Raw genomic sequence first — 16,664 nt, forward strand, 5'->3', positions numbered from 1 at the left:
ATCTAGCTACTCAAAGACTATTTTGCCCTGCTGCAAGTGGACAGATGAAAAACAAGGCGCCCGCCAGAGAGGAATGGGAACAAACACGTTTAGACTGAGGCAATGCGAGCGTGAAGCGAGAATTTGGAGAGTGGCTTTCCCCAGTTCCAAACTTCCAAAAAGTGTCCTCTCAAAAGTTGCAAAGCGCAAAAATTATCAGCAACTGAACCTTGTTGAATTCACACGCCATTCGCCACAAGCCGGGGAACCATGCACGGCAGTCGCTCATGGGGGAAACCCTCAAGACCGTGCTGCCTCTCCTGACGGAGACGCTATGCGAACACCAAGGCGATGGCTCCTGAAGTTGTTGACAGGAGAACCAAAATGCCGCAATTACAAGCTAAATCGCTAGAAATGAGGACACCCCAAGCAACTAAAACCGCCGTTCTGGTTATCGGAGGTGCAGAAGATAAAGTTCATGGGCGCGAAATCCTACGAACTTTTTTTGGACGCGCTGGTGCTAGTAAGGCTTATATTACAATTATTCCATCTGCCTCTCGCGAACCTGCCATTATCGGTGGTCGGTATATTCGCATTTTTGAAGAAATGGGTGCCCAGAAGGTAGAGATTTTAGACATCCGCGAACGAGAACAGTGTGAAGCCTCCCAGATCAAAGCATCCTTAGAAGCCTGTAGTGGGGTATTTTTGACAGGAGGAGACCAGCTGCGTCTTTGTGGTGTATTGGCAGATACGCCAGCAATGGAAATTATTCGTCAGCGGGTGAGGGCGGGGCAACTGACGTTAGCAGGCACCAGTGCAGGAGCGGCGGTGATGGGGCATCACATGATTGCTGGCGGCGGGAGTGGAGAAACGCCCAATCGTTCCCTAGTGGATATGGCAACGGGTTTGGGATTTATTCCCGAAGTAATCGTTGACCAACACTTTCACAACCGTAATCGGATGGGGCGACTGATTAGTGCGATCGCAGCTCATCCCGATCGCTTAGGTATTGGCATTGACGAAGATACTTGTGCTGTGTTTGAACGTGATGGTTGGCTACAAGTTATGGGTAAAGGCAGTGTCACCATTGTCGATCCCACCGAACTGACCCATACTAACGAACCCCATGTCGGTGCTAATGAACCTTTAACCGTACATAATTTACGTCTCCATATCCTCAGCTTAGGCGATCGCTTCCACTTGTACCAGCGGACTGTATTGCCTGCTGTACACCGAATCTCCAGCTGACGGGATAGAGTATCTGAGGTTACACTGAGTTGACCGCACATTTATTATTTCTTACCGTAGAAAGAAAAATGATAATAATACCATGTAAAAAGAAAAAACTGTTTTTAACGAACAGTTTAGCGGTCAATTCCAGTAAGAAACTAGAATTTTGGTTCCGAATCTCCATCTACCTATTCCCATGAGAATTCTCAAGATCCAGACATTACGCGGCCCAAACTATTGGAGCATTCGACGCCACAAACTGATCGTCATGCGCCTCGATTTAGAAAACCTTGGCGAGACGCCCTCGAATGAAATCCCTGGCTTTTATGAAGGATTAGTTGAGGCGCTGCCAAGTCTGGAGGGTCACTATTGTTCGCCTGGCTGTCGCGGTGGTTTTCTGATGCGAGTCAAAGAAGGCACTATGATCGGCCACATAGTAGAACACGTAGCCTTAGAACTCCAAGAATTAGCTGGGATGCATGTCGGCTTTGGTCGCACCCGCGAAACTGCCACACCCGGAATTTACCAAGTAGTAATCGAGTACCTGAATGAGGAAGCGGGACGCTACGCTGGACGAGCCGCAGTACGGCTATGCCAGAGTATTGTCGATCGAGGCCGTTATCCCAAGGCAGAACTAGAGCAAGATATCCAAGACCTGAAAGACTTTTCTCGTGATGCTTCCTTAGGCCCTTCTACGGAAGCGATCGTCAAAGAAGCAGAAAAAAGAGGTATTCCCTGGATGGCGCTGGAAGCCCGCTTTTTGATTCAGCTAGGGTATGGCGTGAACCAGAAGCGGATGCAGGCGACAATGACGGACAACACCAGCATTCTGGGCGTAGAACTAGCTTGCGATAAAGAAGCCACTAAACGTATCCTTGCTGCTGCTGGTGCGCCAGTACCCAGAGGTACAGTAATCAACTTCTTAGACGATTTGGAACAAGCCATTGAATTCGTTGGCGGCTATCCCATCGTCATCAAGCCCTTAGATGGCAATCACGGGCGTGGGATCACCATTGATATCAGAAGTTGGGAAGAGGCTGAGGCTGCTTATGAAGCTGCCAGACAGGTTTCTCGGTCAATTATTGTCGAAAGATATTACGTTGGGCGCGACCACAGGGTACTGGTGGTAAATGGCAAAGTAGTAGCAGTAGCCGAACGTGTCCCAGCTCATGTCATTGGTAACGGCAGATCCACCATTGCCGAACTGATTGAAGAAACAAACCTCGATCCAAATCGCGGTGAAGGACATGATAACGTCCTGACCAAGATTGAACTAGACCGCACCAGCTACCAACTGCTAGAAAGGCAAGGTTACACCCTAAATAGCGTGCCACCCAAGGGCACTATTTGTTATCTCAGGGCAACAGCCAACTTGAGTACAGGTGGTAGTGCCGTCGATCGTACCGATGAAATTCACCCAGAAAATCTGTGGTTGGCACAACGAGTAGTCAAGATCATCGGTTTGGATATCGCCGGACTCGATATCGTCACCACAGATATTAGCCGTCCTCTGCGGGAAGTGGATGGCGTGATTGTCGAAGTTAACGCTGCTCCCGGTTTTCGGATGCACGTTGCCCCAAGCGTAGGTATTCCCCGCAATGTCGCTGGTGCAGTGATGGATATGCTGTTTCCTAACGAGCAATCTAGCCAAATTCCCATTCTCAGCATCACGGGTACTAATGGCAAAACCACCACGACTCGACTACTAGCACATATTTATAAACAAACTGGAAAAGTAGTAGGTTATACTACTACCGACGGAACATACATCGGTGATTACTTAGTAGAAGCTGGCGATAATACAGGCCCTCAAAGTGCCTATCTCATCCTCCAAGATCCTACGGTAGAAGTAGCAGTACTAGAAACGGCTCGCGGTGGCATTCTCCGCTCTGGATTGGGCTTTGAAGCCGCAAATGTAGGAGTAGTATTGAATGTAGCCGCCGACCACTTAGGAATAGGCGATATAGATACCATTGAGCAGTTAGCTAACCTCAAAAGTGTAGTGGCAGAAGCTGTATTCCCTGATGGCTATGCGGTACTCAATGCCGACGATCGCCGCGTCGCTGCGATGTCAGAAAAAACTAAAGCTAATATTGCTTACTTCACTATGAACCCCGATTCGGAATTAGTGCGAAAGCACATCCAAAAGGGTGGAGTTGCGGCAGTATATGAGAATGGCTATTTGTCAATTGTTAAAGGTGACTGGACACATCGCATAGAAAGAGCAGAAAATATACCTTTAACAATGGGCGGACGTGCGCCGTTTATGATTGCCAACGCTTTAGCAGCAAGTTTGGCAGCGTTTGTGCAAAACGTCACAATTGAGCAGATTCGTGCTGGTTTGAAAACCTTCCGGGCTTCAGTTAGTCAAACACCGGGACGAATGAATCTATTTAATTTGGGCAACTACCACGCTTTAGTGGATTATGCTCACAATGCAGCCAGTTACGAAGCTGTAGGTTCCTTTGTGCGGAACTGGACTACAGGACAACGGATTGGTGTAATTGGGGGCCCTGGCGATCGCCGCGACGAAGATTTTGTTACTTTGGGTAAATTAGCAGCGCAAATTTTTGATTACATCATCATCAAAGAAGACGATGATACACGCGGACGCTTACGGGGTTCAGCCGCCCAGTTGATTATTCAAGGCATCACAGAAGTTAAGCCTGATAGCCGCTATGAATCAATTCTGGATGAAACCCAAGCAATCAATAAAGGCTTAGATATGGCTCCTGATAACAGCCTGGTGGTGATTTTGCCAGAAAGCGTTACTCGCGCCATTAAGTTAATTAAGCTGCGTGGTTTAGCCAAGGAAGAGATACACCAACCAAATTCCGGCACAACTATAATCGATTCCCAAAATGGGATCGCGCCTTCTTCTGTGGTGAATACCTTACTGTAGCCAGGAATCAGGAGAAAGCAGGATGCTGGCTCCTCCTGACTCTTTTAATTACTGTTTTTCTTCTCCCTGATTGGTTTCCTCGCTGGGAGTTTTCATCTCCTCCTTAAAACCTCTTAGGGTTTTACCCAGTGCAGTTCCCAGTTCAGGAATTTTTTTTGGGCCGAAAATTAGAATAGCGACTATGCTAATTACAGCTATTTCTGGCCATCCCAGTCCAAACATATAAATTTCCTCTAAGGCATCTGTAATTAAATATAGACATTGATGGCTCACATCCCATAAGTTCGCCACCGATCAATGCAACTAACTTCTAATTGGATTGGTAATTGGCAAACCTAACCAATCGCTTAATTCCTGAGCTAGCCATTCCAGTTCCGCTTCCGATTTAATTGCACCATCACTACCACCAAGTTGATATTTTTTTACTCCTACCCAAATATCCAATTGTGCGGGAACGGCAATTCTCGTACCTTCAGAATCTTTCGTAAAATGTTTGGGAATGTAAACTAATTTATTAATACTTTGTCTTGGCGATGCACGGGGACGATAAAATTTCCAAGCAAACAATTCCCAAGTTAGGGAAATTTGTTCTGGATTCAGGCGTAAGCAAATGCGTCCAAAAAAATGAAAGAAAAATTTATACACCATCATCAAGCCAGCACCCCAAAATGGAAGTGAAAACAACGCAAAGGGGATGTTGACAGGAAAAGGTGCTGAAAGTGCGCCAATTGTCCAAAAGAGAATAAATGAATTCCAGACGATCGCAAATAAACCTGTAAATATTATTGATGGATCAAAACCAGATGGTGGAACGATAATTTCTAGAAAATCCCAATTTTTGGTTAGTTGAATCTTACTGCCATCTGGTTTGCCAACAACCAAAATCGGCAAGTTTGTTGGTTGTGGTTTCTCTAAAGCTGCGAGTGCTTGGTCAGCTGAACTCAAACGCCGTTCTAAATTAGGTTCAATCATCCACTTTAACCAATTGCTAAAGCTGGGACTGAGATTAGCCAGTTGTTTAAACTGAATGCGAAAATCTTTTTGGGGTAAATCGGCTGGGTGAGTACCTGTCACCAAGTAAATTAAAGTTGCGCCTAAACTATAAAGGTCTGATGCTGCAACAGTGCGTCCGCCAAATTGCTCTGGTGGCATATAGCCATAAGTTCCCACCACAGTTCTTGTCCCGGTTTCGCTAGCCAGGACTGTTTGCACTGAGCCAAAATCTACCAAATAAACTTGACCGACACTATTTCCAGAACGCTCCCCCAATAAAATATTGCTAGGCTTAATATCACGGTGAATTACAGGCGGATGTAGTTCATGTAGGTAAACGAGAATCTCTAAAAGTGCTTTAGCTATCTGTTTAACTTCAGCTTCGGTAAAAGTCCGCCCAGTTTGTAAGCATTGCTCTAAAGTTTGTGCAGGGATATAAGTTTGTACTAGAGCAAATCCTTTGATGGTTGGTAAATTTACCTCAAAATAGTTTAAATAGCCAGGAATTGAGGGATGTGCTAGGTTTTTTAAAGTTTCAGCTTCTCGCTCAAACAACTTGAGTGAATCCCACTCAAAGTCACTGCTAAAAGAGAGTAATTTAATGACAACTAATTTCTGAGTTTGCAAATCACGAGCTAATAGCGTCCGTCGCCCTGCTTTTTTTCCTAATAGCTGCTGAATTTCGTAGCGATCGCCTAATATTTCACCAATCATTATGTTTTCTTATAATGCTACCGTTGAAAAGTTTTATAGCTGATAGCTTTTCAATTTGGCAAATCGATATCTTTAGTATAATTGCGTAATTCTATGCCCTCCCAACTTTGGCCTTATATTACCCCCGGTATTCCCGATGAATTATTCGAGCATTTGCCAGGAATTCCTCTGAGCCAGCGAGAAGTCCGACTGCTATTGATTGCCCAACTGCGGCTGAAATCAGATTCCGTATTGTGGGATATTGGTGCAGGGACGGGTACAATTCCGGTAGAGGTGGGGCTATTGTGTCCAAGCGGACAGATTATCGCTATCGAAAGGGATGAAGAAGTAGCTAGTCTGATCAAGCGTAACTGCGATCGCTTTGATGTGAAAAATGTCGAAGTTGTTGAAGGCAGCGCCCCAGAATGTTTACATGACCTCAAAATTACTCCTCATCGCGTTTGTATCGAGGGAGGTCGCCCCATTCAGGAAATACTGCAAGCAGCTTGGCATTATTTGCCACCATCCGGTCGGGTTGTAGCCACAGCTGCTAATCTAGAAAGTCTGTATGCTATTTCCCAAAGCTTTTCCCTATTAAGGGCTAGAAATATCGAAGTCGTCCAATCTGCGGTTAACCGCCTAGAGACACGCGGCTTTTCTCAAACCTTTACCGCCGTCGATCCCATTTTTATCCTCAGTGGTGAGAAACTGGATTAGGGAATGGGGCATGGGGACTAGGGACTAGGGACTAGGGACTGGGGACTGGGGACTAGGGACTAGGACTAGATGGGAAAAAGTTTTCCAAATACTCAATACCCAATACCCAATACCCAATACCCAATACCCAATACCCAGTACCCAGTACCCAGTACCCAATACCCAGTACCCAATACTTCTATGCCTTGGTCTCGGATTATTAGTGGAATTGTTGCGATCGCTCTTGCTCTTTCTGCAACCCTTTTTGGGGGTTGGTACTTTACCATCATCTTTGCGGTTATCATCTTTTTGGGTCAACAGGAATATTTTAATTTGGTGCGAGCTAGAGGCATCGCTCCTGCCGCTAAAACCACTATGGCTGTCAGCCAAGTATTGCTGGTGATTTGCACCCTTGATGGCAGTTTAGCTGACGCTGTGATGCCAATAGCTGGCACACTTATTTGTTTTTACCTGCTGTTTCAACCCAAATTTGCGACGATCGCTGATGTTTCCGCTTCTATTATGGGGCTATTTTACGTCGGTTATTTACCAAGTTACTGGGTGCGGTTACGAGCAATTGATAGCGCTGCTTTTAGCAATCTCCCTTTGGGAGGTTACTGGCCCACAACCTGGACAGATTTCTGGGAAAAAGCAAATTCCGCTTCTTTAGCACAAGGTTTTACAGCCACATTACTAACTTTTTTGTGTATTTGGGCAGCTGATATCGGTGCGTACACCATTGGCAAATTCTTTGGGAAAACGCGTCTATCTGACATTAGCCCGAAAAAAACTGTTGAAGGCGCTGTCTTTGGTATTACTTCAAGTGTTGCCGTAGCCATAGCGGGAGCTTATTATCTTCACTTGCCTGAATCCCCGTTCACTGGTTTAGCATTGGGTTTGCTGATTGGCATTGCTAGTCTTTTAGGGGATCTTACAGAATCTATGCTCAAGCGGGATGCTGGAGTTAAAGATTCTGGGCAATTAATCCCCGGTCATGGTGGTATTTTAGACCGTACCGATAGTTATATTTTTACTGCTCCTTTGGTTTACTATTTTGTGACATTACTTTTGCCACTACTTAGTAAATAGGTGAGTTGGGCATTGGGCATTGGGCATTGGGCATTAAAAAGAGACAGGGTAGACAAGGAAGAGGGGGAAGAACAGGAAAAGATTTATTCAATAATTCCTCCTTGTCTCCCTTGTCCCCCTTGTCCCCCTTGTCCCCCTTGCACCCCTGCTCTTGTTCCACTAGACGCCACATCATTTAAAATAGGGTATTAATATTTTTTAATTTGTGAGATCCGTCAAGGGTTAACGTTAATCCGCCCACGACACACCAGCTTTCCTGGGATCAGCGTTAATTCTTGGATATCGACATCTGAGCCAAGATCGAGATTGTACTCATAATTGTTTTTTAATATATCTCCTTGGTCTGGCTTGATTGGGATATGTACCAGTTGCAACTCATGTCCACTAAGTAATTGTGAGCTTAGACAAATCTCTAGAGGCGTTGTTTCGCTATTGGTTACTCTCAAACCTCGCAGTATAATTTGGTTGTTCCCAAGGATAATTTCTTGCCACTTGATTGGTTGTGACTGGGGATAATCTTTTGGTAAAACCTTAACCAATAGATCGCTCAAAGCAGTCGATAATAAGTCTGATGAGAGAGAAGCATTAAGATCCTTCTCATCTACGATCAAATTGCCAACCACTGGTACTGTTTCTAACAGTCGCAGGGGTTTTCCCTTGAGTACGGAGCCAAGATTTATCCGAATATTTTCTGCTATTAATTGAATTTGGGTAATTAGGAGACCTTGATAAACTGCATGAGTAGCAAAAACAGATACCAAAGGAATGCGTCCAGAGAAAAGTTGGCGATCGCTAGCTTTAATCTCCACTTCTAATGCCGATATTTGGCTGACCTGCGCTCTCAACCAAAGCTTGACTGCTGTTGTGAGTACTTGCGTAATTATGCGGATTTTATTTCCACTTGTTGTTTGGGGATTTTGCTCTGGCATTTAACCAATTTGTTTAAGAGTATTTGCTCAACAACCGAACCGAAATTAAATAAGCTTTAAATGTAACATTTATGCCTACTCGCTACAAAATGCAAATATCATTTAATTGATAACAATAAATAAGCAATTTCCACATGGAGGTACGGTTACAAAAAATTCTTGCTCAATGGGGTATCGCCTCACGTCGTGAAGCCGAAGAAATGATTAGGCACTCACGCGTGCGGATTAATGGGGTATTGGCACATTTAGGCCAAAAAGTCGATCCCGAAAAAGATGCGATCGCAATTGATGGTAAGTCTGTATCCGAAAAGCAGCGTCCGGCTTTAATATATCTATTGCTGCACAAACCTGCGGGAGTGGTTTCTACTTGCTACGACCCTCATCGCAGACCAACAGTCCTGGATCTACTACCGAAAGAATTACGGGAGGGTTCAGGTATTCACCCAGTTGGCCGTCTAGATGCAGACTCTACAGGAGCATTAATCCTGACTAATGACGGAGAACTGACATTTGGACTAACCCATCCACGTCACAGTATTTCCAAGACATATCATGTTTTGGTCAAAGGACATCCTCCAGAAACGGTACTACAGATGTGGCGTCAAGGTGTGATGTTGGAGGGTAGAAAAACCAGGGCTGCTAAGGTACACCTAATAGAACGTCGTATCGAGCAAAGTGTTTTAGAAATAGTGTTGCAGGAGGGAAGAAATCGTCAAATTCGTCGGATAGCTCAACAGTTAGGATACCCAGTAATCAAGCTGCATCGGACTGCTATCGGCCCAATTCAATTACAAACTCCAAAGCAACCCTTTTTGTCAGAGGGTAAATATCGTTCCCTCAAAGATTATGAAATTCGCTTTTTGCAAGATCAAATAACGCAACCTAATTATTGATTCAGTGGAGTTAAGGAGTGTCAGTAGGCATGAAATGGCTAAGAAAGAAGAATAAGCACCAGCCATCACTTTCATTAGAGGAACAACGAGCCGAAAAGTTGGCAGAATTAGGCGCTCAACTTTGGGCATTGCGTCAAGAACAGGGTTTATCTCTAGAGCAAGTGGTTGCATTGACCAGGATTCCCCGACGATTATTGCAGGCGATCGAAGAAGGTAATTTAAACGATCTACCAGAACCAGTCTATATTCAAGGTTTGATCAGACAATTTGCCGATGCACTCGGCTTGAATGGAGTCGAATTTTCTGGCACTTTTCCGGTCAGTTCTGCCCAAGTTAGTCCTTTAAGTAAGGGGAATACTTCACCCCTGGCTCAACTACGTCCGATTCATCTTTACTTTCTTTACATATTGCTAATAGTATGCTCTGTAAATGGGTTATCTCAGTTATTAAATAACGCTTTACTACAAGCAAGTAATAGCCCAAACCAGCAATATCCAAAACAAAAGTCTGTTGTTAAACCAGAACTAGCTCAACTAAAAGAGTCAACACAGGTACAACCTGTCAGCGATACCCTCAACGGTGTCCAAAAGGGACAGGTTGTACAGGTTGGTGTAACTTTGAAAGCCTCATCTTGGATTCGTATAGTAGCCGATGGCAAAACCGAGTTTGAGGGTATTCTGCCAGAGGGAACTCACCGAGTTTGGAAAGCCCAAGAGCAACTGACAGTGAAAACTGATAATGCTGGTGGTGTCTTGGTGAGCGTCAATCAAGAGAAAGCTAAGGAAATGGGAGAGCCAGGGAAAGAGGAAGAAGTTAGGATTGCTGCGAAACCTAAATTTTGAAATATGGGGCATGGGGCATTGGGGATTGGGGATTGGGGATTGGGCATTGGGCGTTGGGCATTGGAAAGAGGACTTGGAGACAAGGAGAATTGGGGACAAGGGGAAAGACTTGTTGTAAGTTCTAAACTTTTGTCACCTTGTCACCTTGTCCCCTTGTCCCCTTGTCCCCTTGCTTCCCCTGCTCCCCTGCTTCCCTGCTCCCCTGCCCCTCTGCTCCCCTGCTCACTCAGCCCCACTCCTCACTGGACTTGATCTTCCGGGGCGCGTCCATTGAGTTTGGTAAGAACCTTCAAGCGATCGCGCAATTCGTCTGTTATCGCTCCTGCTTGATAGCGCCACTCCCAGTTCCCCTCTGCAATACTGGGAAAATTCATCCGCGCTTCGTTTCCTAATCCCAAAATATCTTGCAAGGGAATAATCGCTTGGTTGGCTACAGAACTCAAAGCTAGGCGAATTAAATCCCAGTGAATGCCATCAGGGCTGATAGAACCTAAATAAAGCAACAAGTTTTGCTTTTCCTCGTCCTCGGCTGTATTGAACCAGCCTATAGTTGTATCATTATCGTGAGTTCCGGTATAAACTACAGCATTGTGCGGATAATTGAATGGTAAAAATGGATTAGCGGAATCAGCACTAAAGGCAAATTGCAAAATTTTCATCCCCGGAAATTCATACTTGTCTCGCAGTGCTTCTACCCCCGGTGTAATTACTCCTAAATCTTCTGCTAAGACAGGTAGCTTGCCTAACTTTTGCCTAATCACTTCAAAAAAAGCATCTCCAGGCGCTTCCACCCATTTACCATTGATGGCAGTTTGTTCGCCTTGCGGCACAGCCCAATAAGCCTCGAAGCCCCGGAAGTGATCGATGCGAATTATATCTACATAATCCAGCATTGCCTCAAAGCGCTGTACCCACCATTTAAAGTCTTGTTTTTGCAATTCATCCCAGTTATAAACCGGGTTGCCCCACAATTGACCAGTAGCGCTAAAGTAATCTGGTGGAACTCCTGCCATTTGAGCAGCAGCACCTGTCTCTGGATCTAAGCAAAACATATCGGGATGCGCCCACACGTCGGCACTATCATGAGATACGTAGATGGGGATATCGCCAATAATGTGAATACCGCGCATATTAGCGTAACTTCTTAGTTCTGACCACTGGCGGAAAAACTCAAATTGGACGAATTTGTAATAATAAATCTCTCCGTTGAGCCGATGCTGTACTTGCTCCAATGCTTGGGGATCGCGCTTGACAAATTCGGGCTTCCATGAGTGCCAGTTTGCATTGTCGTTGGCATCTTTCAGCGCCATAAATAAGGCGTAATTATCTAGCCAATAAGCTTTACTGTCGCAAAAACCTGCAAATTCTTTCTGCTGAATGGGCGTAGCATTGGCTCTAAAGTTGTCACAGGCTTTTTTGAGTAGCCCAATCTTAATTGGCACAACCTGCTCGAAGTCTACCTTTTCTACCGGAAATCCTGGTAAATTGGCAAAGTCTTCTTCAGTGAGCAAATTCTCATCTCGCAGTTTTTCTGGGCTAACCAGCAGGGGATTTCCCGCCATTGCCGAGTAGCACATATACGGAGAATTGCCGTATCCAGTGGGGCCCAGTGGTAAAACTTGCCAATATTGTTGATGGCTCTCTTTAAGAAAATCAATGAAGCGATAGGCTTCTAAGCCTAAATCCCCAATGCCAAATCGACTGGGAAAGGAGGTAGGATGCAGCAAAATGCCACTGGATCTAGGAAAAGGCATAAGTAACCTGAATTATGAGAGGGAGCAATTGTCTGATGGAAACGCTAGGCGATCGCATCGAATTTATCACGGAACGGTATTTGCAGGGGAAATCAAGTAAACTCATTTTGTTTGTCATTTGTCCTTTGTCATTTGTTCTTTGGTAATAACCAATACAACTCTTGGAGAGGCTGCACTTAGACTATGCTCAGTGACTACGCCAACGACTACGCGGTAGTTGAATCTCGACTTACTTCGACTATGCTCAGTACAAGTCGCTCGATTACCGCGCAGTCGAAACTTAGTACAAGTGACTAATGACCAATGACCAATGACCAATGACTAATGAGTAAATCACTATGACTTACCGAAATCCTACACCGACAGTTGATATCATTATTGAACTAGTAGATCGACCTCATCGGCCAATAGTGTTAATTGAAAGACATAATCTACCTTTAGGTTGGGCTATTCCTGGTGGTTTTGTAGATTATGGAGAAGCGGTGGAAGTGGCGGCGCGGCGAGAAGCTGAAGAAGAGACGGGTTTACAGGTGGAATTAGTTGAACAATTACTGGTATATTCTGACCCAAATCGCGATCCGCGTCAGCATACCATTAGTATTGTGTTTTTGGCGACAGCTACGGGGGAACCGGTGGCTGGAGATGATGCTAAGGGTGTAGGCATTTTTGAGTATTGGCGTATGCCTGGTAATTTATGTTTTGACCACGATCGCATTCTGCGCGATTATTGGCGATATCGGCATTATGGGATACGTCCGAGGTTGGGGTAAGAGGGACGAACCGCAGAGGCGCAAAGAGCGCAGAGAGAAGAGGGGAGAGGAATATCTGTGACACAAAGTTTTTGTGATTATACTGTGTCAGTGGTATTTAAAGGTGAATTATGGACGCTGAGACACTGTTGGAGAAATACGCCGCAGGAGAACGAAAATTTCACAACGAGAATCTTAGAGGAGTAGACCTCAAATATGCAAATCTAACTGGAATAGACCTAACAGGTGCAGATTTGACGGGTGTAGATTTAAATGATGCGAACCTAAGTAAAGCATTACTTCAAAACGCAAACTTCACTAGAGCTTCTCTAACAGGTGCAAATTTGAGTGAGTTGGGCGAAAGTTCTAGTTTAAATTTGAGTTGGGCAGACCTAAGTAGTGCTGACTTGAGTGGAGCTAAACTAAATAGCGCTAACTTTAGTAACGCTAATCTGGATAACGCCAACTTGAGTAAAGCAAACTTGAGTAGCGCTAACTTTAGTAATGCCAACCTAGATAATGCCAACTTGAGTGATACAACACTCAATTCTGCAAACTTAACTGACGCATCCTTAAATGAAGCAAAGGTAGTTAGAGCTAATCTTACTAGTGCTAATTTAAGTGGAGCTAACTTGTTTGCAGCTGATTTGAGTCAAGCAAACTTAGCTCAAGTGATACTCAAAGGTGCTAATTTGCAGGGAGCCAAAATTCGGGGCGTTAATTTATCTCAAAAGGATTTGTCAGGTATGAATCTGACTCAGGCTGATCTTGGCGCAGCAAATCTTATCGGTGTAAATTTCAGAAGAGCCTGCCTTGAGGGGACAAATTTAGAGAAAGCAGAACTACAAAAAGTAGATTTGATCAACGCGAATCTGAAAGAGGCAAAGCTGAAGAAGGTAGATTTAACTGGGGCAAATATCTATGGTGTCAACTTTAAAGATGCTGACCTAACTGGTGCGATAATGCCAGATGGAGAAATCTATAAACCGATCGCAGCTGAAGCAGAAATCGGTAAACAGGAAACATCGTTAGAGAAAGTAATATCTATGATCCGTAAAGTAATTAATACTGATAACGCACCCGCACCAGTCGGCCCTTATAATCAAGCGATCGCAGCTTCAGGTCAATTTATATTTATAGCTGGACAAATTGCCATCGATCCCCGCCTTGGTGATGTCGTCTACACTGATGATGTCAAAAAGCAAACTGAGCAGGTATTAGCTAATCTTGAAGCCATTCTCACAGAAGCCGGTGCGACTTTTCAAGATGTGGTGAAGACCACTGTATTTTTAGCTGATATGAATGATTTCGCGGCGGTGAATGCCATTTATGCTAAATATTTCCCGGAAAATACAGCCCCAGCGCGGGCTTGTGTGCAGGTATCGCGCTTACCTAAAGATGTGTTAGTAGAGATTGATGCGATCGCTGTGATTAGCGGTTAGGAGAAATAGAACAATGAGCAAAATTTTAACAGTTACATTTGATGGTTCTGTTTTGCGGCCAGATATTCCACTTGATTTAGAACCGAACAAACGCTATGTGATTACCATTGTTTCTGAGGATATTAACTCATCTCAAATTAAAGTAGCTGATGCATGGGATGTATTAGAAGGTTTAACTGGAACAGTTGATGCACCCGATGATTGGGCAAGTCAACACGATTATTACCTGTATGGCACACCAAAACGTCAACCTGAAATTAACACATGACAGGTGAGCGAATATTTTTAGACACTGTTTTTATCCAGGCGTTACTGAATGCACGCGTTCAATACCATATCAAGGCTAGAACGCTGCTACCGCGTGTCCGAAATCCTGTTGAAGTATGGGTTACTGAAGCTGTTTTAATCGAAGTTGGTAATGCTTTGAGTGCTTTTAATCGCACAGCTGCCATGCAGTTTATCCAACAGTGCTATCAAACCCCAAATATGTATATTGTGAGTGTAGACACACCACTGCTCAATCATGCTTTAAAACTTTATCAATCCCGTCTAGACAAAACCTGGGGTTTAACTGATTGTATTTCGTTTATTGTCATGCAGGATCAGGGGTTAATTATTGCAGCCACGGCCGATCAACATTTTGTCCAAGCAGGTTATCAGGCACTTTTGTTGGAAATACAAGCTTGACTGGATCGTGGTTTAAAAAATTAGAACTTCAACAGCAAAGTTAGCAATTAGCAATTGCAAGTATTTTTGAGTGTTCTCCTCTGATGAATGCGATCGCTGTGATTGGCGGTTAGGAGGAACGCATCAATGAGCAAATTTTAACGGTTACATTTGATTGTTTTGTTTTGACTCTAAAAACTCCATCACTTCTTGTAGCACATCGGCTATATGTGGCTTTTCGCAAGCAATTACGTTATCGAAAAGATGTTTATGGTGCGGGAAGCTAGGTAAGTTGGGAAAGTGTGGTGTACTGTCATAACGAAAAATCAGACTATTTTGCTCGTTTTGAAAGTGATAGCGGTAATCGATATATGTAATCTGATTATCTACAATAATAAAGGCTTCACTGATTGCTAGTAAATATTTGAGAGCGAAACGTATTCTAATGCGGAGATTAGCTCTCTCTGTCGTTAAAATTACGGCACTATATTCTTCAACGTATGTGTTAGAGCAGTTGAGTAAAAGTTGAGCGATTTCATCTAGATATGCTTGGATGACTTTACGCGACATCTCTAAGTTTGCTCTTTATATCTTGGTGTAGAGCTAGATAATGTTGGTAGTTTCCTGCCCATTCGACAAATACTTCATCGTCAGAAGTTTCGCCTTGGCTATATTTGGCAAAAAAATCTTCTGAATTCATTTGGTACTTTATTTCATAGGTATTTAACTGTTTGGTAAGGGCAATCAGCGCATCTAATGGAGATGTATATTCAATGATTTGTTTACGCATTGATTTCTGCATTCAGTTTCATCGTTAATTATCTCTCAACAAACGCGATCGCCTCTATAACTTTGGGAATACTGAAATTAAGTGCCCTAAAGGAGTATTAAAAATGGCAGAAAATCGCATCAGTGCCACCTTAGCCCCAGCAGACAAAGAAGCAGTCATGCAGGCGATCGCTACAATTAGAGAAAAGTTACCGTTTTTAGTAGATTTGACCCCCGAAGACAGGCGAACGATGTTGAAGATGGGAGATAAAAGTCGGGCTTTTGTCAGCAAAGCCTTAGAAGTGGCGACACAAAACCCTAACTTTTTGCCCCGTTCTTTTGATTTAGAAGAGATGCGCCGGGACTTAGAAATATATGAGGACTTGTATCCGGTGCTGTTATCTTTGACACAACTGCAAGAACTGGTAGATGATACCTGTATAGCTGCTGCTAGTGAAGCGTATGCCTCAGCATTAGCAGTTTATAGCTATGCCAAAGCTAGCGGTGATGTCACAGGTTTAGATGCAGTAATTGATGAGATGGGACGCAGGTTTAACCGCCGTTCTAAGAAAAAGCAACCCGAAGTCCCAGTCAGCTAAAGCTTAAAACAGGTAATTATACCAATTGTAAACTTACTAGAATACACATAATTTATAGGGGCATAACATTGTTATGCCCTTTTTGCGTTTTGTATCCAAAGATTCTTGAAACCCGCGCAGGTGGTCACTAAGCTTGCCGAAGTGCGGGTTTTGTCTGTATAGCCGCGATTTATATAGTGCATCTCGTTAATCTCAAATACACTTTAACCTCTCTCCAAACCTCTCCCCTACAAGGGGAGAGGCTTTGAATCTTACTCCCCTTCCCTACAAGGGAAGGGGCTGGGGGTTAGGTCTATATCAGACTCCACCGATAAGCGCTAATTCGCCAAGGCATTTTTGAGCCTCAGAAGGTCAACGTCGAGCTTCAAAAGGTCAACGTCGAGCCTCAGAAGGTCAACATCGAGCCTCAGAAGGTCAACGTCGAGCCTCAGAAGGTCAAC

General features: G+C 44.1%; 18 protein-coding genes. 12 read left to right on the forward strand and 6 right to left on the reverse strand.

Annotated features, from left to right (window positions below):
- Positions 1-73: 73 nt before the first annotated feature.
- From RMZ95_RS19575 to cphA, 3 genes are all read left to right on the forward strand, one after another.
- Entirely contained in the window at positions 74-391 is a 318-nt protein-coding gene (locus RMZ95_RS19575) for a hypothetical protein (RefSeq protein ID WP_409883218.1), read from the forward strand.
- Positions 364-1,227 carry a cyanophycinase gene (locus RMZ95_RS19580; RefSeq protein WP_322669800.1) on the forward strand — a complete coding sequence of 288 codons (864 nt, stop codon included), beginning with the start codon at positions 364-366 and terminating at the stop codon, positions 1,225-1,227. Before RMZ95_RS19575 ends, RMZ95_RS19580 begins: the two co-directional genes overlap by 28 nt.
- Positions 1,228-1,405: 178 nt before the next feature.
- Positions 1,406-4,111 carry a cyanophycin synthetase gene (gene cphA, locus RMZ95_RS19585; RefSeq protein ID WP_322669864.1) on the forward strand — a complete coding sequence of 902 codons (2,706 nt, stop codon included), beginning with the start codon at positions 1,406-1,408 and terminating at the stop codon, positions 4,109-4,111.
- 48 nt (positions 4,112-4,159) lie between these two features.
- Here cphA and tatA read toward each other — a convergent pair whose 3' ends face one another.
- Together tatA and RMZ95_RS19595 are read right to left on the reverse strand one after the other, a co-directional pair.
- The gene (gene tatA / locus RMZ95_RS19590) at positions 4,160-4,333 is read right to left on the reverse strand and encodes a twin-arginine translocase TatA/TatE family subunit (RefSeq protein ID WP_322669863.1); all 174 of its coding nucleotides are present in this window, start codon (positions 4,331-4,333) and stop codon (positions 4,160-4,162) included.
- Between the two features lie 81 nt (positions 4,334-4,414).
- Positions 4,415-5,818 (reverse strand): serine/threonine-protein kinase, encoded by a 1,404-nt coding sequence (locus RMZ95_RS19595; RefSeq protein WP_322686645.1) that lies wholly within the window; start codon positions 5,816-5,818, stop codon positions 4,415-4,417.
- A gap of 93 nt (positions 5,819-5,911) precedes the next feature.
- Between RMZ95_RS19595 and cbiT the strand changes: the two genes are divergently transcribed.
- On the forward strand, positions 5,912-6,514 hold the full coding sequence (gene cbiT / locus RMZ95_RS19600; protein WP_322686646.1) for a precorrin-6Y C5,15-methyltransferase subunit CbiT: 603 nt from the start codon (positions 5,912-5,914) through the stop codon (positions 6,512-6,514).
- Positions 6,515-6,694: 180 nt separating this feature from the next.
- Positions 6,695-7,582, forward strand: coding sequence for a phosphatidate cytidylyltransferase (locus RMZ95_RS19605; RefSeq protein ID WP_322669797.1), 888 nt, complete (start codon positions 6,695-6,697; stop codon positions 7,580-7,582).
- A 215-nt stretch (positions 7,583-7,797) separates the two neighbouring features.
- Here RMZ95_RS19605 and RMZ95_RS19610 read toward each other — a convergent pair whose 3' ends face one another.
- On the reverse strand, positions 7,798-8,511 hold the full coding sequence (locus tag RMZ95_RS19610) for a DUF2993 domain-containing protein (protein ID WP_322686647.1): 714 nt from the start codon (positions 8,509-8,511) through the stop codon (positions 7,798-7,800).
- A gap of 134 nt (positions 8,512-8,645) precedes the next feature.
- On the opposite strand from RMZ95_RS19610, the gene RMZ95_RS19615 reads away from it, so the two are divergent.
- Together RMZ95_RS19615 and RMZ95_RS19620 are read left to right on the forward strand one after the other, a co-directional pair.
- Positions 8,646-9,404, forward strand: coding sequence for a pseudouridine synthase (locus RMZ95_RS19615; protein ID WP_322686648.1), 759 nt, complete (start codon positions 8,646-8,648; stop codon positions 9,402-9,404).
- A 29-nt stretch (positions 9,405-9,433) separates the two neighbouring features.
- Positions 9,434-10,246: a RodZ family helix-turn-helix domain-containing protein gene (locus RMZ95_RS19620; RefSeq protein WP_322669794.1), complete on the forward strand. Its 813-nt coding sequence runs from the start codon at positions 9,434-9,436 to the stop codon at positions 10,244-10,246.
- A 239-nt stretch (positions 10,247-10,485) separates the two neighbouring features.
- Here the strand turns inward: RMZ95_RS19620 and malQ are convergent, their stop codons facing one another.
- Positions 10,486-12,000, reverse strand: coding sequence for a 4-alpha-glucanotransferase (gene malQ / locus RMZ95_RS19625; protein ID WP_322669793.1), 1,515 nt, complete (start codon positions 11,998-12,000; stop codon positions 10,486-10,488).
- A 338-nt stretch (positions 12,001-12,338) separates the two neighbouring features.
- Here malQ and RMZ95_RS19630 point away from each other — a divergent pair, with 338 nt between their 5' ends.
- From RMZ95_RS19630 to RMZ95_RS19645, 4 genes are all read left to right on the forward strand, one after another.
- Positions 12,339-12,770, forward strand: a complete 432-nt coding sequence (locus RMZ95_RS19630) for an NUDIX hydrolase (RefSeq protein WP_322686649.1) — start codon at positions 12,339-12,341, stop codon at positions 12,768-12,770.
- Positions 12,771-12,880: 110 nt separating this feature from the next.
- Positions 12,881-14,191 carry a Rid family detoxifying hydrolase gene (locus RMZ95_RS19635; RefSeq protein ID WP_322686650.1) on the forward strand — a complete coding sequence of 437 codons (1,311 nt, stop codon included), beginning with the start codon at positions 12,881-12,883 and terminating at the stop codon, positions 14,189-14,191.
- Between the two features lie 13 nt (positions 14,192-14,204).
- The gene (locus RMZ95_RS19640; RefSeq protein ID WP_322669790.1) at positions 14,205-14,459 is read left to right on the forward strand and encodes a hypothetical protein; all 255 of its coding nucleotides are present in this window, start codon (positions 14,205-14,207) and stop codon (positions 14,457-14,459) included.
- Entirely contained in the window at positions 14,456-14,878 is a 423-nt protein-coding gene (locus tag RMZ95_RS19645; protein WP_322686651.1) for a type II toxin-antitoxin system VapC family toxin, read from the forward strand. The genes RMZ95_RS19640 and RMZ95_RS19645 overlap by 4 nt, the downstream gene beginning before the upstream one ends.
- 144 nt (positions 14,879-15,022) lie before the next feature.
- Here RMZ95_RS19645 and tumE read toward each other — a convergent pair whose 3' ends face one another.
- Positions 15,023-15,427 carry a toxin TumE gene (tumE, locus tag RMZ95_RS19650; RefSeq protein WP_322686652.1) on the reverse strand — a complete coding sequence of 135 codons (405 nt, stop codon included), beginning with the start codon at positions 15,425-15,427 and terminating at the stop codon, positions 15,023-15,025.
- The gene (tumA, locus tag RMZ95_RS19655; protein WP_292766954.1) at positions 15,417-15,647 is read right to left on the reverse strand and encodes an antitoxin TumA; all 231 of its coding nucleotides are present in this window, start codon (positions 15,645-15,647) and stop codon (positions 15,417-15,419) included. Before tumA ends, tumE begins: the two co-directional genes overlap by 11 nt.
- Before the next feature lie 103 nt (positions 15,648-15,750).
- On the opposite strand from tumA, the gene RMZ95_RS19660 reads away from it, so the two are divergent.
- Positions 15,751-16,224, forward strand: coding sequence for a hypothetical protein (locus tag RMZ95_RS19660; protein ID WP_322686653.1), 474 nt, complete (start codon positions 15,751-15,753; stop codon positions 16,222-16,224).
- Positions 16,225-16,664 lie beyond the last annotated feature (440 nt).

This window comes from Nostoc sp. DedQUE07 (assembly GCF_034530975.2).
Lineage (GTDB): Bacteria > Cyanobacteriota > Cyanobacteriia > Cyanobacteriales > Nostocaceae > Nostoc.